The organism is Candidatus Magnetominusculus xianensis, assembly GCA_001541255.1.
Taxonomy (GTDB): Bacteria; Nitrospirota; Thermodesulfovibrionia; order Thermodesulfovibrionales; family Magnetobacteriaceae; genus Magnetominusculus; species Magnetominusculus xianensis.
Genome location: LNQR01000122.1, coordinates 1 through 23,904 on the forward strand (window position 1 = coordinate 1; position 23,904 = coordinate 23,904).

15 protein-coding genes and 3 pseudogenes are annotated in these 23,904 nt (G+C 46.3%); 8 read left to right on the forward strand and 10 right to left on the reverse strand.

Translation table 11 applies throughout. From position 1 onward, the window contains the following. Nucleotides 1-101 precede the first annotated feature (101 nt). Nucleotides 102-284: pseudogene (locus ASN18_RS18030) on the forward strand (DUF5618 family protein); the annotation flags it as partial. Nucleotides 285-592: 308 nt separating this feature from the next. Then, complete coding sequence (locus ASN18_RS15190; protein WP_085053631.1) at nt 593-1,228, forward strand: hypothetical protein; 636 nt, start codon at nt 593-595, stop codon at nt 1,226-1,228. A gap of 332 nt (nt 1,229-1,560) precedes the next feature. On the opposite strand, the gene ASN18_RS15195 is transcribed toward ASN18_RS15190, so the two are convergent. The 3 genes from ASN18_RS15195 to ASN18_RS15205 are packed head-to-tail and all read right to left on the reverse strand — an operon-like array spanning nt 1,561 to nt 5,763. Then, on the reverse strand, nt 1,561-2,571 hold the full coding sequence (locus ASN18_RS15195; RefSeq protein WP_085053632.1) for a hypothetical protein: 1,011 nt from the start codon (nt 2,569-2,571) through the stop codon (nt 1,561-1,563). A gap of 35 nt (nt 2,572-2,606) precedes the next feature. Beyond that, on the reverse strand, nt 2,607-5,141 hold the full coding sequence (locus ASN18_RS15200; protein WP_085053633.1) for a dynamin family protein: 2,535 nt from the start codon (nt 5,139-5,141) through the stop codon (nt 2,607-2,609). 22 nt (nt 5,142-5,163) lie between these two features. Next, on the reverse strand, nt 5,164-5,763 hold the full coding sequence (locus ASN18_RS15205) for a hypothetical protein (RefSeq protein ID WP_085053634.1): 600 nt from the start codon (nt 5,761-5,763) through the stop codon (nt 5,164-5,166). 150 nt (nt 5,764-5,913) lie between these two features. On the opposite strand from ASN18_RS15205, the gene ASN18_RS15210 reads away from it, so the two are divergent. Further along, the gene (locus ASN18_RS15210) at nt 5,914-8,424 is read left to right on the forward strand and encodes a glycogen/starch/alpha-glucan phosphorylase (protein WP_085053645.1); all 2,511 of its coding nucleotides are present in this window, start codon (nt 5,914-5,916) and stop codon (nt 8,422-8,424) included. Between the two features lie 469 nt (nt 8,425-8,893). Here ASN18_RS15210 and ASN18_RS15215 read toward each other — a convergent pair whose 3' ends face one another. The 6 genes and pseudogenes from ASN18_RS15215 to ASN18_RS15235 form a co-directional block, all read right to left on the reverse strand. Continuing rightward, on the reverse strand, nt 8,894-10,693 hold the full coding sequence (locus tag ASN18_RS15215; RefSeq protein ID WP_236861810.1) for a methyl-accepting chemotaxis protein: 1,800 nt from the start codon (nt 10,691-10,693) through the stop codon (nt 8,894-8,896). Between the two features lie 222 nt (nt 10,694-10,915). Then, nucleotides 10,916-11,815, reverse strand: a pseudogene (locus ASN18_RS18100) (methyl-accepting chemotaxis protein); the annotation flags it as partial. A 246-nt stretch (nt 11,816-12,061) separates the two neighbouring features. Then, nucleotides 12,062-12,601 (reverse strand): annotated as a pseudogene (locus ASN18_RS18105) (MCP four helix bundle domain-containing protein); the annotation flags it as partial. A 127-nt stretch (nt 12,602-12,728) separates the two neighbouring features. Further along, on the reverse strand, nt 12,729-14,015 hold the full coding sequence (locus ASN18_RS15225) for a beta-ketoacyl-[acyl-carrier-protein] synthase family protein (RefSeq protein ID WP_157073036.1): 1,287 nt from the start codon (nt 14,013-14,015) through the stop codon (nt 12,729-12,731). Continuing rightward, nucleotides 13,996-14,454 carry a hotdog family protein gene (locus tag ASN18_RS15230; protein WP_085053638.1) on the reverse strand — a complete coding sequence of 153 codons (459 nt, stop codon included), beginning with the start codon at nt 14,452-14,454 and terminating at the stop codon, nt 13,996-13,998. Before ASN18_RS15230 ends, ASN18_RS15225 begins: the two co-directional genes overlap by 20 nt. Before the next feature lie 41 nt (nt 14,455-14,495). Continuing rightward, nucleotides 14,496-15,758: a beta-ketoacyl-[acyl-carrier-protein] synthase family protein gene (locus ASN18_RS15235; RefSeq protein WP_157073037.1), complete on the reverse strand. Its 1,263-nt coding sequence runs from the start codon at nt 15,756-15,758 to the stop codon at nt 14,496-14,498. A gap of 527 nt (nt 15,759-16,285) precedes the next feature. Here ASN18_RS15235 and ASN18_RS15240 point away from each other — a divergent pair. The 5 genes from ASN18_RS15240 to recJ all read left to right on the forward strand — a co-directional run bounded on the left by ASN18_RS15240 (nt 16,286) and on the right by recJ (nt 23,276). Continuing rightward, nucleotides 16,286-18,523: a hypothetical protein gene (locus ASN18_RS15240; protein WP_085053640.1), complete on the forward strand. Its 2,238-nt coding sequence runs from the start codon at nt 16,286-16,288 to the stop codon at nt 18,521-18,523. Between the two features lie 93 nt (nt 18,524-18,616). Then, complete coding sequence (gene yajC / locus ASN18_RS15245) at nt 18,617-18,952, forward strand: preprotein translocase subunit YajC (protein ID WP_085053641.1); 336 nt, start codon at nt 18,617-18,619, stop codon at nt 18,950-18,952. A 55-nt stretch (nt 18,953-19,007) separates the two neighbouring features. Next, entirely contained in the window at nt 19,008-20,630 is a 1,623-nt protein-coding gene (gene secD, locus ASN18_RS15250; protein ID WP_085053642.1) for a protein translocase subunit SecD, read from the forward strand. Next, nucleotides 20,627-21,574, forward strand: coding sequence for a protein translocase subunit SecF (gene secF / locus ASN18_RS15255; protein WP_157073038.1), 948 nt, complete (start codon nt 20,627-20,629; stop codon nt 21,572-21,574). The genes secD and secF overlap by 4 nt, the downstream gene beginning before the upstream one ends. A gap of 4 nt (nt 21,575-21,578) precedes the next feature. After that, a complete protein-coding gene (gene recJ, locus ASN18_RS15260; protein ID WP_085053643.1) occupies nt 21,579-23,276 on the forward strand; it encodes a single-stranded-DNA-specific exonuclease RecJ in 1,698 nt (565 codons plus the stop codon). 62 nt (nt 23,277-23,338) lie between these two features. On the opposite strand, the gene ASN18_RS15265 is transcribed toward recJ, so the two are convergent. Further along, nucleotides 23,339-23,659 carry a hypothetical protein gene (locus tag ASN18_RS15265; RefSeq protein WP_085053644.1) on the reverse strand — a complete coding sequence of 107 codons (321 nt, stop codon included), beginning with the start codon at nt 23,657-23,659 and terminating at the stop codon, nt 23,339-23,341. Nucleotides 23,660-23,904 lie beyond the last annotated feature (245 nt).

Here is a 23,904-nt window from a genome sequence, read left to right on the forward strand (position 1 = left end):
ATATTTCGTTTTCATCGTATCCTTGGACCTCCATCTTTCTGCTCTTACTGTAACTTAACATGTTGTCCAGTTTTTGGGGTCCATTATAGTCTGTTGATGGGTACAGGGCAGCCCTACAAAAATATATGTCTGTCACCAAGACAGGCAAGCTATTGAGAGAGTTTGAAAATCTATATGAAACCTTGCATATCGGCGGTTATTACAGAGGATTGTTTAGAGGCGTCCCGCTGGTCAAAGAAGCTATGAAGGAAGCCGACACCTTTATCAAGAAAATATTGCCCTAAGCCTGCCCAGATATGAAGAACATTAGACAAAAGAATCCTTTTTGTCTATTTTTCTTTTTTTCCTGTATGTTAGAATAATAATTATGTACAAAAACCACGCTTCACAATCAACCTTTATACCATGAAGCGGCGAAAACAATGAATACAGGTCGACAGAAAGAAATACACAGGACTCCCTGGCCAGTGGATTTTCCTGATATTGAATCCATACGACCGTAGAAGAGCGTGATGCGCACCCATGCTATAAGGCCGCTAAAGCTGGCGATTCTGTAGCAGCCTATGAGCTTGTTAGGGATACCATTTCAGATTTGGCAGTAGCGCTGTTACGGGCGCAGATTGGGGAGCGCAAGCCCCTTTTAATTGCCGTAGGAGCTATTGAGCAGGAAGGTTTTAACGCTATCCCAAGCGTAATGGCGCAAAAAATTGCGTTCAGGCTCAATCTGGATGTTGAAGACTCCTCTATAGTGCAGTCAAACAGGGTTGGACATACCCGTGCCAGAGCGGCGCACCGGATGGTAACACCGGCGATATTTACGGGGAAGGTGCATAAGGAAGCTGATTATGTTATAATAGATGACCATGTAGGATTGGGTGGAACTATTGCCAACCTTCGTGGGTTTATTGAGGACAACGGCGGGCATGTTATAGCCATATCTACCTTAACGGAAAGCCGGGACAGCCGGAAATTGGCATTGAGGCCGGAGACACTTGAAGCACTGGAGAGAAAATATGGACAAGAACTTGACGAGTTTTGGCGTGGCAGCTTCGGACATGGAATCGCAACCCTTACCGAGGCCGAAGGGGGCAATCTCTTACGTCAATCATCCTTTGACGTCATCCGAACTCGCTTGGCTAAGGCAGCAGATGAAGCACGCGGGCGAGGTTTTCCGGCAGTTGAAATCAACAGAGGCGAAGCCGGACAGTCCATAGTATTAACACTATAGTAGAGTTGCTGAAGACATAAGGCAGTCTACTTTAATAAAATGCACTTCTTTTTGGGTTGCAGGGATAACTATTGTAAATATAATATTCTAAACGTAATGAAAATTCTATACTCCCACGTCCAAACAACCAATACCCTTGTTTAAGCTCCTAATATGTATAACCTTAGACAAAATGTATCATTTTGTCTATTCTTTCTCCGATGACCGCCTGTAAACCCGCATTTTTATTGAGGGCGGGCAAAGCCAACATTAGACAAAACGATGGAGCTTACGTCGGCATATTAGCATGAACAGTAGGAATCACCCTAAGCCTGTCGAAAGATGCCTCCGCATTACCTCTTTGACAAGGCAATTAAAAACCTGATTATATGCACAAGGCCATCCATGACAGGGGCTATCTCCCTCTGCAGGCCGCTGCTTATTCCTTCAGTTATCCTTTCAGATACGTTAGGGGAGAGTGTACCGGGCGGTGCCAGAGCTGGTCGGACTATCTTGTCGATTTTCCCGTGCAGGCCGACTATTTTATCTGTTACAAACCCAAGAAACTCAAGTGTCTGTGACTTGACAGCATTGTTTTCCTTTTCCACAAGCGCCTTTATTTCTCTTATCTCACTGCTGAATTCACTTCGTATGCTATCTATGTAACTTCTCGAAAAATCAGCGCCGGAAGCGGTAGGCTCAACCTTCAGTGTTGTGATAACGGCCTTTAACGACGAGATTTCACCCCTGAGTGGTGCGAGGGCAGCGTCTATTTTTGCGCTTATTGAGTCGCCCGCAGTTTGTTTTATCTCCTGAATTAACACTCTCTTAGTGTCATCGTCGATAGCAGTCGTTGTTTTCATATGTTCAAATGTGTTTTTCAGTGTGATTGAGAGGCTCTCAACTGCACCGCCTATATTGTTGAGTTTGCTGCCAATGGCATTGATATCAAGATATGGAATTGTAGATTTAACAGAGGCTATCTCATCTTTTACGGACATGGATGCACTTCTTATGTCATCTTTCAATGCCCCCTCGAGGCGTCCCTTAAAGTCAGACAGCATGGTGTTCAGCGTGGAGTTTATCTCCTTTTTCAGCTCGGTGGCAGTTGATTCCCCTGCCTTTTTAAAATCGAGAGCACCGGCAGCTATAGAACTGAGTATTTCGAGTTCTCCAGATTTGCCATCAAGCAGCGCTGTGAACCCTTTTTTTAATGTCTCGGCAAAATTGACCAGGAGTTCTTTAACATCACCACCGGTGTCCTGGGTTGCAACTGTGGCCTTAACCGCTGCTATATTATTAACCCGTTGTTTTAAACGCGTAAGCATCTGCTGGAAATCATCGCTTCCCTCTATTTCTGCCATCGCTGCATCTCCTTATATTTGTGAGTATGGACTGTTTATTTTGTAATTTCGGCAAATTGCTCAAGCAGTATGTCCTCAGTAAAGGGGTCATCAAGCGGAAGCCCCATGTCTTTCCACTGCCTCATACAATCCTCCGGCTGCATGTTTCCATCAGCCGCCCGTGAAACTATATCATAGAAATAACTATATCTTACCTCATAGCCTTCGTATATGAACCACTGCACAGTGGGGGCGTTAAATACTTTATTCACTTCGCTGGTAGCCTCGTCAACAAGGATGTGCAGTCTGCCCCTTTGAAAATATGCGCCTCCCGGATATGACAGAAGGAGCTTGTCCTGTCTTTTTACGATATTGTCATAAAACCTGTTTCTCTCGACAACGTCAACAAGGGCAGAGCCGACCCTGTGCAGGTCATCTATGATAAGGTGCACTACGTCTGCCTTGTCGAACAACTGGTGTGATGCCGCCGCGTCAAATGAGGCGTCATCGTTTCCAAGCACATAGAAGGTCAGGGTGTCCGAAAATTCCCCTTCTACTGTGAGGCCTTCTGTGAATGTGTCTGCCCCCGGGGGGTTAATAACATATGGCGGCTTAAGGGCACGCATACGGCCAATGGCCTCAGAATCAAGCCGCAGCAGCTTATTTATAAAATTAATCTGCGACTCAAAGTTCTGGTCTATCAGAATGACAGACTTCTGCTTCTTCGTGGAAAACCCGGACAATTTCCTAAGATAATAGTTATGGAACAACGCCTCATAGTAGCGGCTTGAAAGCTGCAAAAACAAATTGATAAACCCGGCTCTTTCCTTTTTATAGACCGCCTTTTTCCCCCAGGATACGGGAAACTTCTGCTCTATGAATTCCATATTGCACAAGACAGAGACCTCCTTGACGCCCTGATGGAGTTCCCTGCTGAAGGCGGTCAGTCTCCTGAACTGCTCCTCATTGTAGTCGCCGCCTTTTTCCATGTTTTTTATATCGTCATCAACAGCGGCAACCTTTTTTGAGAGCGGCTCGACAAAAGAAAACTCTACAGTCTTGTCCCACCAGTCCAGGTGTCCAGCCAGGGGGACTAAAAATCCCTCGATAGATGCCCTAAGGTCTTCGATAAATTTGGTTTTATCTATATATTCCACGGTGAGGTCCTTGCCGGAGCCAAGCATGGACTTCCCTGAGGCACTCTTTTTTTGCACATTTGGCAGATAAAAACTCTTCACCGAGCCGCTTTGAATATCTGTCCGCCGAACATCGAGGCCGACATCGTCAAAGTATTCCTTGAACTTCCCCTTAGCGTTGTCCAGATTATCAAGCATACTGTTTTTGATAGAGTGCATTTTTTCGCTGATTGCATCGGCTTTGACGATGAATTCGGTATCGTTTTTAGGGTTAAATTCATAGCGGAATGAATATGTCCTCGCCAGTTCGTGTTGAAATTCGCCGAACATGGCAGCCGGGTCTATCTTCTTTTTCCATATGGAGACTATCTGGTTTTTGGTGTTCAATATTCTTTCGTTGTATTTTTTTAGTTTTTCGAGGGTCTTCATAAGCCGCTCTATGCTGGTTTTCTTGTCTGCCTCTTCTTTTACTGCGCTTATCAGGAGGGTTATCAGGGCATTGACGCTGTCTACGATTTTCTTGAGGTTTTTTACGGTATATTCGTACTGCAGTTGTTTAGTGACACTTCTGATAACGTGTACCAGCTCTTCAAACCCTGACTCTGCCCATGCCTCCTTGTCACCGTTTTTAAAATAACGGGCGGCTGAGATGGTCTCAACCTGAACAATAGGGGCGTCTTTCAGCCTTGCATATGGGCTTATGAGTTTCTCAAACTCCTCCCTATACTTTTCGAGGCGTTTTTCAACCGATTCACTTGATTCACTGGCGGTTTCCGCGAAATTGCTGTCAACGACCGCGTTCTTACAGGTCTGTACGAAGACAATCCTCTGGTCTGCGTCCATTATCTTATTAAGTATCTTCCTGTCTGCCTCCTTCATCGGGCTGCGAATCGAGGACAGATAGATTATTAAATCCGCCTGCGGCAAAAACTCACGCAAGGTGAGGTCCTCGTGTTCCTTGTGCCCGTAGGCGTCAAGGCCCGGTGTGTCGGCAAGCTCTATGTCCTCATCAATAATAAACGAAGGCAGTCCGATTTTGAGATACTTAACCCCAAATTTATTGCCGGGATTTTCGTCCTCTGAGGTATATTTCCAGATGGACGGGCCAAGTACGTCTTTACCGGTTTTCTTTTCAGACCTGCCATCTTCATATATTATTTCAAGCTGCTGTTCCTTTGATTTTGAGCAAAACACTATCATATTGGTAGTTGCCTTGCTCTGCTCTTTTAAGATTTTTGTCCCCGTGCCAAGCAGGATATTCATCACAGAGGACTTCCCTGAGCTTGTAATCCCAACAAGGCCGCTTTTTATCGTATGCACGCCGAAGTCCTTGATATTTGCCTCGAGGTTTTTGATTCTATTGGCAAACTGATCGTGTCCAAGCAACTTGAGCCTGGCGATTATGCCGGAGATATGCTCAAGGAATTTTTTTATTTTTTGCTCTTCAGATTCCACTTTATCTCACCTATAATGTGTCTTAGCTAAAACCATTTAGCCTGTTTAATCTTTCTTCGATTTCCTTTTTAGTGTCGAGAGCACGAACAGCCATAGCCTCTGTGTTTCTAAGCTCCCCTTCAAGCATCATCCTGAGAATCTCTGAATGGTCTTTGTTTGCCAGCGATATGACTGAGGCGTCAATTTGTTTTATATTTGCTGCCATTGCATCCATCGCCGCCTTTAGCGAGTTGATCTGCTCTTTGTTGTTTTCACCAAGCGAGGCCTTTATTTCTGAGACAATGGAGGTAAGACCGCCCTCTACGGATTTGGCAAGGGCGTCGATTTGGTCGGTGTTGACTGAGCTGAGTTTTTGCTTTATCTCAACCAGACCTGCCTCGATTGAATTGATTGCGGAATCGTTAGCCAGTAAGTGGTCTTTGAAGACAAGCAAGTTGTCGCTGATGGAGTTGACAATGTCCTTGCTGACACTGTCAAACATTGTAAAGAGTTTTGTCTCTAACTGAGCGGTCGTTTTTTTCACAACGCCGATTAACTGGTCAGATATAGCGTCAGAGATGTGTTCTGCCAATGCAGACAATATATTTTTTGTTACAACATCAACATAGTAATCATTGTCCAATGGTGTCCCTCCTGCCTTCCATTTGAGCTGGTTCTAATTGAACCCCCTGTAAATGTTAATAAAAGAAGCATAGAGAAGTCAAATAATATTTCATAACTGGTCAATCTTTTGCTTGACAAATTATATTTTAGTGTTTATAATGACTGCTATATGGAAGAAATCAAGAAAGATAACTCGGTAAAGGCATCAACAGCAGCCGTCAGTGAGGATACCACGCTTAAGTCCTCGTTTCTGCGCCACCTGAAGTATACGCTGGCAAAGGACGAATACACGGCAACCGATAGGGACAGATATAAGGCGCTATCCCTTGCAGTGCGGGACAGGCTCGTCGAGAAATGGATAAAAACCCAGCAGGCGTACTACAACAAGGATGTAAAAAGGGTGTATTATCTTTCCCTGGAGTTTTTAATCGGCAGGTCACTGGGCAATGTCCTTGTCAATCTAGACATATACGAAGAGGCTCGGAAGGAATTGCTGGCAGTTGGTCTTGAGCTTGAGCAGCTCAGAGAGCTTGAGTGGGACCCGGGGCTTGGTAACGGCGGGTTGGGAAGGCTTGCCGCGTGCTTTCTGGATTCTCTTGCTACGCTTGGAATCCCGTCATATGGGTATGGAATCCGCTATGAATACGGTATATTTTTCCAAAAGATACGTAACGGTCATCAGGTAGAAACACCAGATAACTGGCTGCGCTACGGCAACCCGTGGGAAATAGAGAGGCCGGAATATCTTTTTATCGTTAAATTCTATGGAAAAGTTAATAAATATACTGACAAACATGGGAGATTTATTTGCAGTTGGATAGATACGCAGGATGTTGTAGCGCTGGGTTATGACACAGCCATTCCCGGCTATCATAATAACACGGTCAATACGATGCGTCTTTGGGGGGCTAAGTCCACCCGCGATTTTGACCTCGGCTATTTCCAGCACGGTGATTATGAAAGGGCAGTGTCGGACAAGGTGCTTACAGAGACTATTTCCAAGGTACTCTACCCGAACGACAATGTGTTTGAGGGTAAAGAGCTGCGTCTGAAGCAGGAGTATTTTTTCGTATCAGCCACGCTTCAGGACATTATGCGGCGTTTTAAGAAAAACAGGCAGCAGCCAATAGAATATCGGGATTTTCCCAATAAGACGGTCATTCAGCTCAACGACACACACCCGTCCATTGCAATTGCAGAGCTGATGAGGATATTTATTGATATAGAGGGATTGGATTGGGATGTCGCATGGGAGATAACCACTGAGACCTTTGGCTACACCAACCATACTATTCTTCCTGAGGCCCTTGAACGGTGGTCTGTACCTCTTTTTGAACGCGTACTGCCGCGGCATTTAGAGATTATATATGAGATTAACTACAGGTTCCTTAAAGGGGTTGAGGAGAGATTTCCAGGCGATGGCGGTAAGTTAAGCCGCATGTCAATCATCGAAGAAGGAGATGAGAAAAAGGTACGCATGGCGAATCTTTCAATCGTAGGCAGCCGCTCTGTTAACGGTGTTAGTGCCCTACACTCAGAGATAATAAAAAATGAATTGTTCAAAGATTTCTACGACTACTGGCCAAAAAAATTCAACAACAAGACAAACGGCATCACTCAGCGCAGGTGGCTCAGGCTCTGCAATCCCGCGTTGTCTGAACTGATAACCCAACACATAGGCGATGCCTGGGTGGTTGATCTTAATGAACTGAAAAAACTGATACCGTTTGCCGATAATATTGATTTTCAGAAGAAATGGCGCGCCATAAAGCAAGACAACAAACGACTGCTGGCACATTGTCTAAAAGAGAAAAAGGGAGTGGCGTTGAACGTAGACTCTATATTTGACTGCCATTTCAAGCGGATGCACGAATACAAGCGGCAGCTGCTCAATGCCATTCATGCCGTTGTCCTCTATAACAGGATAAAGGCCGCCGCTAAAAGCGGTAATAAATCTGCATTAAAAAATATTGTACCCAGAACGGTAATATTCGGAGGCAAGGCTGCCCCCGGTTATTTCATGGCAAAACTTATAATAAAACTGATAAACTCTATCGCCGAAGTGGTTAATAGCGACCCCGAGGTCAGTGACCTACTGAAGTTGTTTTTTATGGAAAACTACTCTGTCTCTTTATCAGAGATGATACTTCCGGCAGCCGAGTTGTCAGAGCAGATTTCAACTGCAGGCACTGAGGCCTCTGGAACAGGCAATATGAAGTTTGCCCTCAACGGCGCTCTAACCATAGGGACACTCGACGGCGCTAACATAGAGCTGAAAGAAAACATCGGGGCAGACAATATTTTTATCTTCGGACTGACAGCAGACAAGGTAAATGAACTAAAACAGCGCGGCTATAATCCTCGTGAATATTATGAACGAAATGCCGAGCTAAAGCAGGCCGTCGATATGATAGACAATGGTTTCTTCTCGAAAAACGATGCGAATCTCTTCAAACCTATTATAGAGTCATTGCTCAACCATGGTGATCAATATCTGTTAATGGCAGACTTTGAGTCATATGCAAAGTGCCAGGAGCGTGTTGCAGAACTTTATAAGGACCAGGCCCTGTGGACAAAGATGTCCATCTTAAATGTAGCAAACATGGGGTTTTTCTCAAGTGACCGGACAATAAAAGAGTATGCAGATGACATCTGGCTGGTTAAACCCGTAGACGTATAATCCATGTTTCACTAAAATCTTACTGCCAAAAGCAACCAACGCCAGAGGAATGTTTCCAATAATGTAAAGGTGTTATGTCTGTTTTATAGTAATGTGTTACAAGCTTTTTCTATGCTGGACTCCCTAAAACCGATATAAAGAAACTGAAAAAGGGTAAATGCCCCCCGTGCTAGATGGTATTAAATACACCTGCAAGGTCAAGCAGGAGGGCGATATACCAGGGCAAACACACTATTGTATTTTTATGTCTGTCACTCCAGCGAAAGCTGGAATCCAGTCTTTCAAGGATGAAAAAAGACAGCATCTTTGCGCCCATGTTCGGTAGTCATGTGATGCGAAAAAGGCCGAGGCAACGTGTCTAATGGTAAGGAGGCATGTTTTGGTCTGCCGCAAAGCGGCCTGCTCCAACACTAATCCGGGGGGAATCGGGCAGGAGGCCAATCACTTGTCTCCTGCCCGATTTCACTAATTAATATCTCTCAAAATCTCTGTCATCGGTGTGGCCTTTGCTGTCATCTAAATCTATCATCGTGCCTTTGGTTGATGCGGGTGCTGGGGTGTGTGCCTTCGGTCTTGGGGCAGCGGCCTTGTGTGCTAATGCCATAGGTTTACGCCTGGGTTTTACCTGAGATGAGCCTTCTGCGCCTGTCTTAAAGAATGCAATCGCACTTTGCAGATGTTCAGACTGAGTTGATAGTTCCTCGCTGGTGGATGCTACCTCTTCAGCGGCTGAGGCGTTTTGCTGAATGACCTTATCTAATTGCTGAACAGCCTTGTTTATCTGCTCTGCGCCGGTGTTTTGTTCGTTGCTCGCCGCGGTTATCTCCTGTACCAGGTCTGCGGTTTTTCTGATATCAGGGACTAATTTATTGAGCATCGCACCGGCCTGCTCTGCTATGTTTACGCTTGAGGCTGACAGCTCGCCTATCTCTCCTGCGGCCTTTTGACTCCTCTCAGCAAGTTTTCTTACCTCTGAGGCTACAACAGCAAAACCCTTTCCATGTTCACCAGCACGTGCAGCCTCGATTGCCGCATTTAGTGCCAGCAGATTCGTCTGCCTCGATATTTCTTCTATGATTGAAATCTTGTTTGCTATCTCTTTCATAGCACTAACGGCCTCTGTGACTGCCTTGCCGCCTTCAAGGGCATCTTTTGCAGCAGATGTTGCAATTGCCTCTGTCTGTTTTGAGTTGTCAGTAGTGTGCCTGATGTTCGATGTCATCTCTTCCATAGCAGATGATGTTTCCTCAATCGATGCCGCCTGCTCTGTGGCGCCTTCTGATAACTGTTGAGCGCCGGATGATAGCTCATTACTTCCTGCCGCTACGTTGTCAGCTGATGAGCGTACTCTGGATACTATTTCTGTTAATTTTTCAACCATTATGTTCATGCTGTTGGCAAGCATCCCTATATCATCCTGTGTTTTTACCTCTGCCTTAACAGTAAGGTCTCCCTCTGACACCCTGCCTATCAACTCCCTTATGTCTTTCACGGGATTAATTGCAAGGCGTTTTATCAGTAAATATATTATTGTCATAGCAACAGCAGTTATTATCGTCCCAAAGAGTATCGTCTGTTTCAGAGAAGATGACACCACTGTCTGCATGGGTTTTAAATCGGCAATTATCTCAAACCCTCCCCGCTGCTCACCAGCCTTCCAGCCCTCCATTTTAAGTCCTATCGGGTCATATCCCTTACCAGCAGGATAATCACTCTCTACACCGTGACACAGCATACATTCAGGGCCTAAGACCACAGCCCTCATGTATCTGAGCGCGTTGGCCTCTTTGTCTATCATCCATATATCTTGTTGTTTTTCTGAGTCCATCTTTTCAAGCATGGTTTTCTCTACAGGCGTTGCCTCATTATTTTTGTTTCTGGCCTGAACTCTAACTGCCTTGAAGTCATAACCGGCATCGGCAGACTTTGCAGCGGCAATTTTCCAGCCCGCAACCACAGGAATTGTATTGTAGTAATCCGCTTTCCTGACCTTTTCTATTATGTCTTCATGGGTAGTCGCGCCAACAAGTTTTGCCTTCAAGTCAGCCATTAACCGTGGTTCGTCAAATGATTTATCTGACCTTAAGGCAGCGACATAATTTCTGGCGCTTTCTGCTTGAATGGTTATCGCCTTTGCCTTCATAACTAAGGCATTTAGTGCGTCTTTTTCTATAATACCTTTTATGAAATAAAAATTAATCACATAGCTGACAACAAAGCTTACTGCCACTACAAACAATACCTTTGTTCCAAAATTGATTTTACTCATAACTTTCACCCGACTCCTTATGCATATTTGTAAACATATTGCCCTCCTCCACGAAACAGTAAGTATTATACCCTTTATTCAAATCAATTACAACATAATAGTGACAATTCTCACTATGCTTGTGGGCATAATGTTTTTTCATATAAAAAGGGGCGTCTTACATGGACGCCCCTTATCTAATCATGCAAATTCTATGTCAGGCCATTGAACTTTATCAAATCATTAATATCTCTCAAAGTCGCTGTCATCGGTGTGGCCTTTGTTGTCATCTAAATCTATCATTGCGCCTTTGGATGATGTGGGTGCGGGCGCTGGGGTGTGTGCCTTTGGTCTTGGGGCGGCGGCCTTGTGTGCTAATGCCATAGGTTTACGCTTGGGTTTTACCTGAAAAGAGCCTTCTGCACCAGTCCTAAAGAATGCGATCGTGGCTTGCAGCTGCTCGGACTGCGACGAAAGTTCCTCGCTGGTTGAGGCCATCTCTTCGGCGGCTGATGCGTTTTGCTGAATGACCTGGTCTAATTGCTGAATAGCCTTGTTTATCTGCTCTGCGCCGGTGTTTTGCTCGTTACTGGCTGCGGTTATCTCCTGCACTAAATCTGCTGTCTTTCTTATATCCGGGACTAATTTATTGAGCATTGTGCCGGCCTGCTCTGCTATGTTTACGCTTGAGGCTGAGAGTTCGCTTATCTCACCTGCGGCCTTTTGACTGCGTTCTGCCAGTTTTCTTACTTCAGATGCCACAACTGCAAATCCCTTGCCGTGTTCACCGGCCCTTGCCGCCTCGATTGCCGCGTTTAATGCTAAGAGATTCGTCTGTCTTGCGATTTCCTCTATTATCGAAATCTTACTGGCTATCTCCTTCATAGCGACAACTGCCTCTGTGACTGCCTTACCGCCGTCGAGGGCGTCTTTTGCAGCAGATGTTGCAATTGCCTCAGTTTGCCTGGAGTTGTCAGTGGTTTGCTTGATATTTGATGTCATCTGCTCCATCGAAGACGATGTCTCCTCTACTGAAGCTGCCTGCTGTGTTGCGCCTTCTGAGAGCTGCTGGGCGCCCGATGATAGCTCATTGCTGCCTGCCGCTACGTTGTCGGAGGCTGTACGTACGCTGGCTACGACCTCTTTTAATTTCTCGACCATAGACCTCATTGCCAACAGTATTCCAGTCTCAGACTTCTTGCCGCTGTCAAATCTCATAGTCAAATCCCCATCAGCTACACTCTGGGCTATTCCAGCGATATAATGCGGCTCACCGCCAAGCTGTTTTAATAAACTCATAGTTATCCACATGGCTATTACTATAGACAGAACTATGGCTGCGACTGATATAGTTATGATTAACGTGCGGGAGTTTTTATATGCTTCGTCGGCGTCTTTGGCAGTTTTATCCAGAAGTTCTTCCTGAAGTTTTATCATCTTATCTATAGCTTCGAAATAGCTGAGCTGCTGTGCCCTTAGCTTTGTTAACAGAAGTTCCTTTGCCTCATCCTGTTTGCCTTCTGCTGCAAGTTTCAGGAACTCATCCTGACCGGTAACATATGCTGCCCTTGCATCAGTTATAGCCTTTAATGCTGCCTTGCCGGAGTCAGTTTTAATCATCGGCGTAAGTTTTTCTAAATAGGCGCCAATCTTTTTCCTGGATTCCTGAACCCGGTCCAGCTCTTTCTGTATCTGTTCCTTTTTTTCCATTATCAGCATATTACGCATAGAGCGCGCAATCTGGTTGATCTCGCTGTCAATTTCAGTAAGAATTGCTATCTTTGGATACTTATCCTTGACTACATCGTCCAGCTCATGGTTAAGATTCCCCAGGCTGCTTACACCCACAACCGCTACCACCAAAAGCAGAACGACAACGATACCAAACGCCAGCCCTAACCTCGTACCTGTTTTCATGTTTTGAAGCATTACTTCCTCCTGTTAAAGTATGTTTATATTACAGCCATTATTCTACAATTACATATCGGCAATATTCTATAGTTCTATAGATAATATTTGCAGTGACAAAAAATAGTTGTACAGCGTTTGGATTAATCTAAGCGCCCAATTTTTTCACTATTATTGACGCGTTTTGCCCGCCGAATCCGAAGGAGTTTGAAATGGCCGCACGCACAGTCTTTGAGCGCTTGACAAGCGGTACGTAGTCAAGCGGGCATTTGGGGTCGGGATTTGTCAGGTTTATTGTGGGGTGTATCTCGTCGTTTGCTACGCTCAGGACGGTAAATATGAACTCCGGGCCGCCTGAGGCCGCTAGCAGGTGCCCTATCATGGACTTGCTTGAGCTGATGGCAACGGCTCGTTCTTTAAAGACCTTGGTAATGGCTGCGGTCTCAGCCTCGTCGTTAAGTTTAGTGCTTGTACCGTGTGCGTTGATGTAGTCTATGGCGTCTGTCCCCAGTGCGGCGTCTTTGAGGGCAGTACGCATGGCGCCCTCTGCCCCTGAGCCGTCGGGGATGGGGGCAGTGACCTGATATGCATCCATAGTGGAGGCATAGCCTGCCGCCTCTGCATATATCCTTGCGCCCCGTTTTACCGCGTGTTCATATTCTTCAAGAATGACAATGCCAGCGCCTTCGCCCATTATGAGACCTGAGCGCTTTCTGTCAAACGGTCTGCACAACTGCATTACATTCTCAGAGCCTGGACATGCCGCCTGCAAAAGCACAAAAAATACAAGCCCGATGGGGTTTATCATCGAATCTGCCCCGCCTGCTGCAATTACATCTGCCTCTCCATCACGAATCATCCTGAAGGCAGTGCCTATCGCCTGTGTTGCAGAGGCACAGGCAGTGGTGATTGTGGCATTCGGGCCAAACAGGGAAAACCTCTTTGCTGCTACGGCAGCGGCGCGGTGTGAGTTATTTCTAATGATAGAATCGCTGCAAACCTGATGATATTCCCTTGAAAATGCTGATAAGTCAAACTCCCCTGCGTGGCTCCAGCGGGCTATGTCCTCAAGCCGGTTAATGCCTAATCCTGCGGCAAGTACCGTCCCAAAGCGCTCACGGCAGCCGCCGCTGTTAAAGAGCCTTGCATCAATAATTGCTTTTTTGACCGCCCAGAGAGTGAACATCGTCCGCCGCTCCTGTTCAACCGGGCTGGCTGGCTCTTCAGGGAATTCACCGGCTATGCGCCCCCAGTCTGTTTCATTAACTGCGGCAACGGCCTGCACGGGAGAGGTCGCAGTGCCGGGGAGTGATATTCTACTCACGCCGGAGACCCCGGCAAGGGCCTTGCCCCAGTTGTCACTGACCTCAAGCCCCAAGGCTGTTACCATGCCTAGTCCTGTGACTACTACTCGTTTATTGGCTGATGGTCTCACTGTTTTTTATGCCGCTGTAGTAGCAAAACCGCCGGTAGAGTTCATCGGGGTCTATTTTGTCGAAGTGGCTGTAGATAATCCTGCTTGCTGATGCAATCTTCTGTCCATCGATAAACACAGCAGCCGACCCCAGAGTGTCTCGTTTTGTGGTAGTGGTGATCTCACCGTAGATATCTGCCTTAAAGCCCGGTCTCAGGCGCGGTGGAATATGTGCCCCCTCAACCAGTGTCAAGATAGGGGAGAGTTTAAAGTCATGGGTATAGATAACAAGCCAGCCCAGAAGCTGCGCCATTGCCTCGATAAATATAACCCCGGGCACAAGTGCCTCCCTGTCAAAATGCCCGCGAAGAAATTCCTCGGACAGGGAAAACGCCTTAACGCCAGAGACTGCCTTGCCCTTTTCAAGCCTTGTTATACTGTCGTAGAATAAAAATCTCATTAGTTAAACCGCCCAATTTTTAATCCATTTGATTAAATGGTTCATTTCACCCGCTCAACAATTAACGACGCGGCCTGGCCCTCATAACTATGGCTGTTAATCATAACCCTGACGACATGTTTTTGTAAAGGAGCCTGTGTTACGATGTCAAACCGGACGGCCTCGTCAATGGGGGTGGAATAGAGGGACGGCGGGATTAGGCCAGTCTTTATCACATATGCGGCAACAGCAGTGTCAAGCGGTGCGGCTGCGGCGTAGAGACTACCAAGTGCGCCTTTTGTCGAAATTACGCTTACCGGACAGGATTGAAACAAGCAGTTGACTGCCTCGATTTCGTTTTTGTCACCGGCGGCTGTGCCGTCACCGTGGGCTATCAGGAGATCAATATCTGCGGGGTTCAGGCTGGCCATTGAAAGGGCAGCGGTCATCGCGTTTTTAATGGCGGCGGAGGTTGGACCGCTGAATAATTCTCCTTCGATACCAAATGCCCTGCCCCAACCGGTGATTGCCGCAAGTGGAGAGACCCCGCGGCTGGTTGCCGATGACAGCGTCTCGATTGCTAAAAACCCGGCGCCATCTCCCGGAATCGTCCCGCATCTTTGTGAGGAAAACGGGCGGCACGACTCGTCCTTACAGGTATTTAAAACACCGGCGATAGAAGCTCGTGCGAGGCTTGACGGGGTGATTTTCTCGCTTACCCCTCCGGCAAGCGCTATCTTTGCCCTGCCGCTTAAGGCCGCACGAACACCCTCGGCTATTGCTGAGACGCCTGAGTCACCATGGGCAGAGAAGACCGCGTTCTCCCCACGAATCTTTAGTTTTACTGAACTCTGACACAGGGCAATGTTATTTAGCATTGACAGCGGCCAAAGGGGATATATCTCCCGGTAGCCACTTTTATAAAAGACATTGGGGTCGAATCCTCCATCTGCCGCAGATGACTTTGCCACCGCACCAATCAGGTCGGCTATCTCGTAGTCAACCATTGGAAGTCCGGCAAAAAACCCTATCTCATCAGGCGTGATCTCAGGGGAGTTCTCAATGTGGGCGGCTTTATAGGCCTTTACGGCGCTCTCCATTAAGAGATATGAATGGGTATTCATAATGCGCACATCACGCTGGTGGATATTAAGTTCCTGCGGGGTTGGACAGGCGGTTGTGGCCGCTGACCTGCATGGAAATTCACCAATGTCAATCCTGCGGGCGCCGCACTTGCCGCTCAGCAGAGCATCCCATACATCATCAGGCGTGCGCCCAACAGCACACACCACACCAATTCCGGTTATTACAGCCTGTTCATTCATAGCGGCATTAATTATTACCAAAATACGCTGACAAAAGTAAAGAGGCAGGAGTTCCAGCGATAAATTCGCTGGGGGTTAGTCTGGGAAGAGGGGCAGTTGGTTAGACCTGTTGGAGGCGGTGATAATAATCCTGATAGGATGGCGAGTAAATATGTTTGTTAAACCATCAGCAATAGCGTAATACTGGAAGTCGGGAATTTCCAAATACACGTTAAGCGGCATTATGCTTTTATGCTCTGGTCGTTACATTACCATGTTATAACAGAGTGGGCTCTTTTTGTTCAACTACACGCATGAACTTCCCCCATTTCTTGTCTGATTTCTTGGCCTGACAGTTATTGATTCCAATTTTCCCCTGTCTTTCACATGCTTAACTGGGACTCCCCGAATTTTTCGGGGGAACTCCTTATTCCTTTGTCCAGTTTTTGGGGAGTATCATAGTGATAGATAAGCCGGTAATAGTGAGATAAAATGAGCCGGTTCTTAGTGTATAATAAAAGACATAATATGTCAGTGAGGACGAGTAGGTGAGAGACAATAAAATAATTAAACTATATTTTTATATATTTATAGCATTAACCTTGATACATATAGTAATTAGTATGGCAGTCCCTGCTGCTCGATTTGATAGCGGCTTTAGTTTTTCAACACTTTCTGAATCCAACCTCTCAGACGCAGCAGGCAGGGCAGCCTTTCCGCCTCCAATGTATATGGCAGAGCCGCGCATTGGTGCATCTGACAAATTGAAGGTCTTTTCGTTTATCGAAGGACAGGCCGAAGAGTCATTTTCACGTTGGTATGAATCGAGCGGCGATTTTAATATTATGACAGGTGGTTTTCCCTTTTTAGAAGGTAATAGCCTGCAAATTGAGGTTCTCTCAAAAGATGGACGCAGCGAAAGGCTCGATTTACCTGACAGAGTAAATCCTCAAAAGGTTATGGTGCTAAGAACAATACGCCTGGACCGCGAACATGGCCTAGTCCGCATAGCTGCAAGGCAGGGTGCTTCCGGGACTGCCAATACATGGTTTGCAGTGTCTGAGCCATTTATTATTACTGGAAAAACAGGTGAATTAATGGCTGTAGTTAGAATAATACTATCAGTATTTGCCGCCGTTACACTAATACTGGGGCCGGGGCTTGCCCTTAGGACATTTCTGAGAAAGGATTCCCTGCTGAGGGCAGCCGCAGTGATTCCTGTGCCGGGGGTGATTATTTTAGCCATATGCGCCCTGATATGCTGGAAGACAGCGCCACATATTAATCCCCAACTGATAGCAGCAGCCTTTGCCCTGGTCAGCTTAATTTTCTGCGTCCTTGGTATAAGGCGTGAGGCGGAGTTAGTCTCAAAGGCAGAGTGGAAGGTGCTGGGTATAGTATTTATCGTTATATTAATAGCGGCTGCAAAGGGAAGTTATTCTGCCGGGCCGTTTGGGGAATTTTATGGAGGCACAATATCAAGGACGCTGGATGCCGGGGGGCGTCCTGACAGCAGGATTCAATATCATGTGGTGCAGCTCGTTGGAAACGGACTAAACCCATACAGCGAGGCGGGCAGCCGGTACTTTTATCCCTGGTCGTTTTCCTCACGCACGCCGTTGGGTGGGCTTACGGCTGCCCCTCTGGTGTTTTTGGCCGGGGCAAGACCTCCCATTGGTATGCCTTCACAGGCATGGGTGCCTTTTGATAACGAGGGGTTTGCAGTGTATCGAATCGCAATGATTGTGTTGTCTGCCGCGTGTCTGTTAGCGATGTTTAGTGCCGCCTCTGCATTGAGCGGTGAAACGGCCGGTCTTTTTAGTGTATTACTAATGCCGCTGACGCCGTTTTTTATTCACGAGGTATATTATTCATGGCCTAAACTAGCGGCAGCGGGCGGTGTTATGACGGCCTTGTCCATGGTAATTGTAAAACAGCCACGGCTTGCCGGTCTTTTTCTTGGTTTGGGGTACTTGTATCATCCGATGGCGCTGCTTTCGCTTCCCGTAGTCTTATTTGTTTGGATGGCGGTGGAGGCGGATGGTTCGCTCAGAGACTTGATCTTTTTGAAATACAAAAAAATATTGACTGATGGTAGCATCATCGCTGCGACATGTGGATTATTTATTATATTTTGGAAAATTGTCAGCGGGGATTCAAACCGGCAGTCATTTTTTCTTCAATACATATTGATGTCCAACGAAAAACTTGGCGCTGGGGTATCGGCATGGATTATCTCACGCTTGCAGTCATTAGCCAATACGGTTATTCCACTGTATCTGTATATATTCACGGGGGATGCAAAAGAGGTCAATTCCCTGTTTGGGCGGGTGCCGAGGGTTGTACCATTTTGTTTTCAGTACTGGAATACGGTGCCGTTTGGTTTTGGGCTGACGGCACTGGCGTTATATATAAAAAAGATATATAACGGCGCGCGTATGCATCCGGTAGTGTTTACGGCGGTGGTGGCGGTTCCATTTTTTGGATTTGCAGTATATTGGGGATTTAACGTAACAGGGCTGATGCCTGAGGGACTTCACGTATGGGTGATGACGGTAGTTTTATTTATGGTGTGGTCGCGGGGGCAGGTGATTGTGACAAGGAGAGAGTCCGTTGTGTTGTCACTGCGGGGGATTGAGGTATTGATAATGCTGATTGCACCCGTGTGGATGTCCTTAGACAAGCGGCTGGATACGATATATTATATTAATGATATTGTCATGCTAGCTTTAATATTTGGCGGAACGGCCATACTTGCCAAAAAAACATTAGCAACCGGCTCATAATATTAAGAAACCATGCCTGTGAAAAATACCTTGATATAATAGTTGAATAAAGGTTATTATACCGACTGTAAAAAAAATTGGAGGTATTAATTAATGTTTGATAACTTGGCATGGGCAATGGGAGCGCCACCGCCCTCAGGTCAGGCCGCAGGTGCCCCTGATATGTTTATGAGTTTTTTCCCGTTGATAGTAATCTTTGGAATTTTCTATCTGCTCCTTATACGGCCACAGCAAAAGAAGGCAAAGGAACATAAAGAAATGCTTGGCAACGTCAAAAAAGGTGATAAGGTGATCACTACCGGCGGTATTTATGGCCTTGTTGAGACCGTAGGTGACACGACAGTCGTGCTGAAGATAGCTGAAAATGTGAAGGTTAAATTTGGCAAATCTTTCATAGCCGCTGTAAGGGTTAATCAGGAAGAAGACTGATTATTGCCGGGTTGGGCACTGATATAATTTCACATACGGTTAAGGAGGTTAATTCGTGAAAAAGAACATAAAGTGGCGGTTTACTCTAATCGCCCTGGCGATTGTGGCGTCAATTATCGCCCTGCTTCCCAATACTCCGATATATAAGTCAATGAACAAGGCATACAGGGATTATATGCCGGACAAGGGTATCATTCTTGGTCTTGACCTTCAGGGCGGAATCTATCTTGTTTTTGAAGTGGAAGGCGGAAAGGCCGTCCAGTTAAATGCAAAGAGGATTGCCGGAAGCATTAATAAACTCCTGTCAAAGAAGGAGACCAAGGCAGAGGCCACGGCAAACGGCACTGAAATAACCATTGTTCCCGCCTCTGTTGAAATAAGAAAGGTTGTTGAGGATGCGTATCCTACACTCGTTGTCAGTGAGTCTGACGGTCGTTTAATCTATACCCTTTCTGAAAAAGAGATTAGGTCCATTAAAGAAAACGCAGTAGACCAGGCCCTTGAGACTATAAGAAACCGCATAGACCAATTTGGCGTTGCAGAGCCGGTTATTCAACGCCAGGGGGATGGCGAAATAGTGGTTCAGCTTCCCGGTGTAAAGGACCCGAAACGGGCTATCGACTTAATTGGTAAGACAGCGCAGCTTGAGTTCAAAATAGTTGATGATGAGTCCAAGTTGGCCGCCGAGCTGCCTGCCTCTGTCAAGCCAGCAGACGAGGAGGAGTTAATCTCTAAAATAAAGGAAAAAATCCCAGAAGATTCAGAAGTCCTTTTTGAAAGATATATGAACATGGAGACCGGCGAGGTTACAAAACGCCCATATCTGCTTAAAAAAGATGCTATTTTCACAGGAGAATTCCTCTCAGAGGCCAGAGTAGCCATTGATTCACGATTCAATTCCCCGTATATCTCAGTGACATTTAATCCTGAGGGGGCTAAGCTCTTTGAGGAGCTGACGGGCAAGTATGTAAAAAAGCGTATGGCCATTATACTTGACGGCAATGTTTACTCAGCCCCTGTGATACAGGAAAGAATCTCCGGAGGAAGCGCTCAAATCTCCGGTTCATACTCAATGGAAGAGGCAAAGGACCTTGCCATAGTGCTGAGGGCAGGTTCACTGCCAGCACCGGTAATTTTACAGCAAAATATCACAGTAGGGCCGTCGCTTGGTGAGGACTCAATTGAGGCTGGAAAGCGTACCGCAATTGTAGCATTTATCATGGTAGCCTTGTTCATGGCCGTCTACTACCGTTTAGCAGGGGTCATTGCAGATTTTGCCCTCGTACTGAATATAGTGTTCCTATTAGGTGCAATGGCGGCGATGAACGCAACCCTGACAATGCCGGGTATTGCTGGTATAGTCCTTGCGATAGGTATGGCCGTCGATACGAACGTCCTGATGTTTGAGCGAATGAGAGACGAAATAAAACTTGGGAAGACCCCGCGCGCGGCGGTTGACTCAGGATATGATAAGGCGTTTCTGACGATTGTTGACTCCCACGTAACCACACTGATAACGGCGGCTGTGTTGTTTCAATTCGGCACCGGCCCAATAAAGGGCTTCGCTGTCACATTAAGTATTGGTATAGCAATCAACCTTTTTACCTCCCTAATAGGTACGAAGGCAGTCTTTGACTACATAAATTCATCCAAGGAGGTTAAGGATCTCAGCATATGATTGAAATTATTAAGCGAACCAATATAGATTTTATGAAGAAGCGATACATAGCCTTTGCAGTCTCAGGTGTGTTATCACTAATCGGTATACTGGCAATTGTGGCGATAGCGCGTGGGACGGCGAATCTGGGAATAGATTTTGCTGGCGGCACGGCCGTTCAAGTCAAGTTCGACAAAGCGGTTACGCTGCATCAGGTCAGAACAGCCCTTGAGACTAATGGCATAAAAGGGGCAGACCTTCAGGATTTTCCATCTGTAAAAAAGGTAATGATTGTATTAAAAAAGGCTGGAGAACACACGTCTTCCTCAACCTCCTCCACGGCATCTATTGAGAAGGGGCTTTCGGATAAGGTCATTGAGGCACTTACTAAGGGTTTTCCTGATAACAAGATAATCGTGGATTCAATCTCTGAGATTGGCCCGAAGGTAGGTAAAAGACTCAGGGTTGATGCACTGTGGGCGGTGATTGCCTCCGCTATTGGAATACTGATATATGTCGGTTGGCGTTTTCAGTTTAGTTTCAGCTTAGGGGCGACGGTTGCCACGTTTCACGATGTGCTTGCTGTATTAGGGTTTTTCTATATAACAGGGCTTGAGATAAATCTAATTCTTCTGACAGCACTATTAACCATCGCAGGCTATTCACTTACGGACACGGTTGTAGTATTTGACAGAATCAGGGAAAACATGAAGGTACTTCTAAAGGAATCCATTGACAGCCTCATAAACAGGAGCATTAATGAGGTGTTGTCAAGAACCTTGATTACGTCATTGACGGTGCTTCTGGCCTCTATAGCGTTGTTTATATTTGGCGGCGAGGTGCTGCACGATTTTGCGCTTGCGATGATTCTCGGCGTTTTGGTTGCAACATATTCGTCGATATTTGTAGCTAGTCCGGTGGTGCTGCTGTGGTCAGGGGAAAAAACGTTTACAAAAAAGCATTGACACTATGCCTTCGATACAAAAACGATGGCTGCTTAAAAAGACAAATAAGGATTTCTTAGACTACTTTGCCAGGGAGCTAGATATTTCTCCGTTGGCCGCGCAGGTGCTGGTCAACAGAGATATTAAGACGCCTGATGCGGCAAGGGACTTCCTGCACTCAACGATAGATTCCATTGGTAACCCGTTCAGTTTAACCGGCATGGAGAGGGCGGTTGCTGAGATAACTGGGGCTATAGCAAGTTCAAAAAAGATATTTATCAGCGGCGACTACGATGCAGACGGCACAACAGCGGCTGCTATTTTAGCAGAGACTCTTCAGCGAATGGGCGGCTCTGTTGAGTGCTTTATCCCAAGCAGGTTTAAGCACGGCTATGGCTTTCACACTCATGCAGTGGAGAGGGCAAAAGAGCTGGGATGTGGGCTGATTGTGACTGTAGATTGTGGAATAAGCTCTTTTGAGGCAGTTGAGACGGCACGACGCTGCGGGCTTGGTGTTATCATTACTGACCATCATGAGCCATATGTCGAGGACGGTGGAACTCAACTTCCTCGTGCCATTAGTATAATAAACCCAAAGATTGAAGGGGGCAGCTCGTCGTTTCCGAATCTTACGGGAGCAGGGATTGCCCTGATGTTAAGCAGCGCCCTTAGCGGCAATATGGACAAAGGCTTGTTAGATATTGCAGCCCTGGGAACCATAGCCGATGTAGCGCCGCTGACAGGTGAAAATAGGTTAATAGTAAGGGATGGCCTTAGGGTACTGCGTGAGACGAGAAGGCCGGGCCTTAAAGCACTTATCAAGTGTTCCGGCATTAATGGGCGCACATTTGAGCCGGATATGCTTTCCTACATGCTGATACCGAAAATCAATGCCGCTGGCAGAATGGATGATGCCTCTAGTGTGGTGCGTCTCCTGTTGACGGATGACCCCGCTGAGGCGCAAGCACTGGCAGAATATCTGACAAAATTAAATCAGGAAAGGCAAAAAATAGAGGAAGAGGTCTTTAAAAAGGCGTTGATAAAAATAGAGAGTGCTAAACCTCAGGGCCGCGTCATAGTAGTTGCAGACGAAGACTGGCACGAAGGTGTAATTGGCATTGTGGCCTCAAAACTGGTGGACAGGTTTAATCTGCCCAGCATTGTATTTTCCATAAAGGACGGTGTTGCCAGAGGCTCAGCGAGGAGTATTCAGGACGTGGATATATGTAAGGCAATCGCTTCATGCTCACAGCACATAATTCAGTTTGGTGGTCATAAACAGGCAGCCGGGGTGAAATTAAAGGCCGCCGACATACCAGCATTTGAGCAGGCTATCAACAGCTTTGCGCATGGGGAGTTTAGCAATGTCGATTTAGAGCCGCCCCTTACAATAGATGTAGGATGCTATATAAAAGACATGAATATGAAACTAATGTCCGACTTAGCAAGGCTTGCCCCGTATGGTTATGGGAATCCAGATCCAATATTCGGCTCACGCGGCCTGTTGGCGATAAAGCCACGCATAGTCGGGAGGAATCACCTGAAGATGAAACTTGGTCACAACGGTTTTGTCATTGATGCAATCGGCTATGACATGGGAGGGCTTATCAACGACATTGACAATTCCGAATCTATAGACGCCGCATTTACTCCAATAATAAACGAGTGGAACGGAAACCGCAGTGTTCAGCTTAACATCAAGGCGCTTCGGGCCAGTGAATAAAGTGTCTCTGCCGGATGCCCTGAGATTACCTATGCAAAGGTGTTACGGGAGTCTGCTTCTGCCTATTTATCGATTTCTTCGCTGATGGCGTTCTCTTGCCGATTAAGTGCCTTATGTTCGGCTGCCGTTATATGTCCACCGTGTTGCCTGGCCATCGCCCGTCCTTCCTTACGGATTTTGCGGAGATCTTTCTTAAGCTTTTTCGCTTTGGTGAGTGACATTTTTCCACGTTTGACCTTCTCGTTTATGCGTTTATTCTCATTATGGAGGCGTTTGTTTACCTGTGCCCTGCGGGGATGGTTTTTTTGCAATTTGGTTTCAGCCATCGTAACACCGGAAAACAAAAATATTGCTAATAAAATCACGACACTGACTCTCAACATGTGGTCCCTCCTTAATATAATGTCTGACAGATATGTGCCTATATCCCTCACCGCATGATAACATTTATTTCTGTATACGTCAAGCTAAAATAGCCACCCAAGCTCCGATATAGAAATTTGCACTTATTGATATAGAAAACAAAAACTGGATTCCTGCTTTACCGTGAAAATCCTACGGAGCTAAGACACACAACTCCCCCTACCGTCTATTGACAGTTTTTTTGATGATGAATCTACGCCTTTTT

Bases quoted from the DNA above. Each gene is read 5' to 3' on its own strand.
- ASN18_RS15195 (WP_085053632.1), bottom strand. From the start codon at position 2,571: ATGGCAGAAATAGAGGGAAGCGATGATTTCCAGCAGATGCTTACGCGT.
- ASN18_RS15210 (WP_085053645.1), top strand. From the start codon at position 5,914: ATGGAAGAAATCAAGAAAGATAACTCGGTAAAGGCATCAACAGCAGCC.
- ASN18_RS15215 (WP_236861810.1), bottom strand. From the start codon at position 10,693: ATGAGTAAAATCAATTTTGGAACAAAGGTATTGTTTGTAGTGGCAGTA.
- ASN18_RS15230 (WP_085053638.1), bottom strand. From the start codon at position 14,454: ATGAGATTTTTATTCTACGACAGTATAACAAGGCTTGAAAAGGGCAAG.
- ASN18_RS15235 (WP_157073037.1), bottom strand. From the start codon at position 15,758: ATGAATGAACAGGCTGTAATAACCGGAATTGGTGTGGTGTGTGCTGTT.
- yajC (WP_085053641.1), top strand. From the start codon at position 18,617: ATGTTTGATAACTTGGCATGGGCAATGGGAGCGCCACCGCCCTCAGGT.
- secF (WP_157073038.1), top strand. From the start codon at position 20,627: ATGATTGAAATTATTAAGCGAACCAATATAGATTTTATGAAGAAGCGA.
- recJ (WP_085053643.1), top strand. From the start codon at position 21,579: ATGCCTTCGATACAAAAACGATGGCTGCTTAAAAAGACAAATAAGGAT.
- ASN18_RS15265 (WP_085053644.1), bottom strand. From the start codon at position 23,659: ATGTTGAGAGTCAGTGTCGTGATTTTATTAGCAATATTTTTGTTTTCC.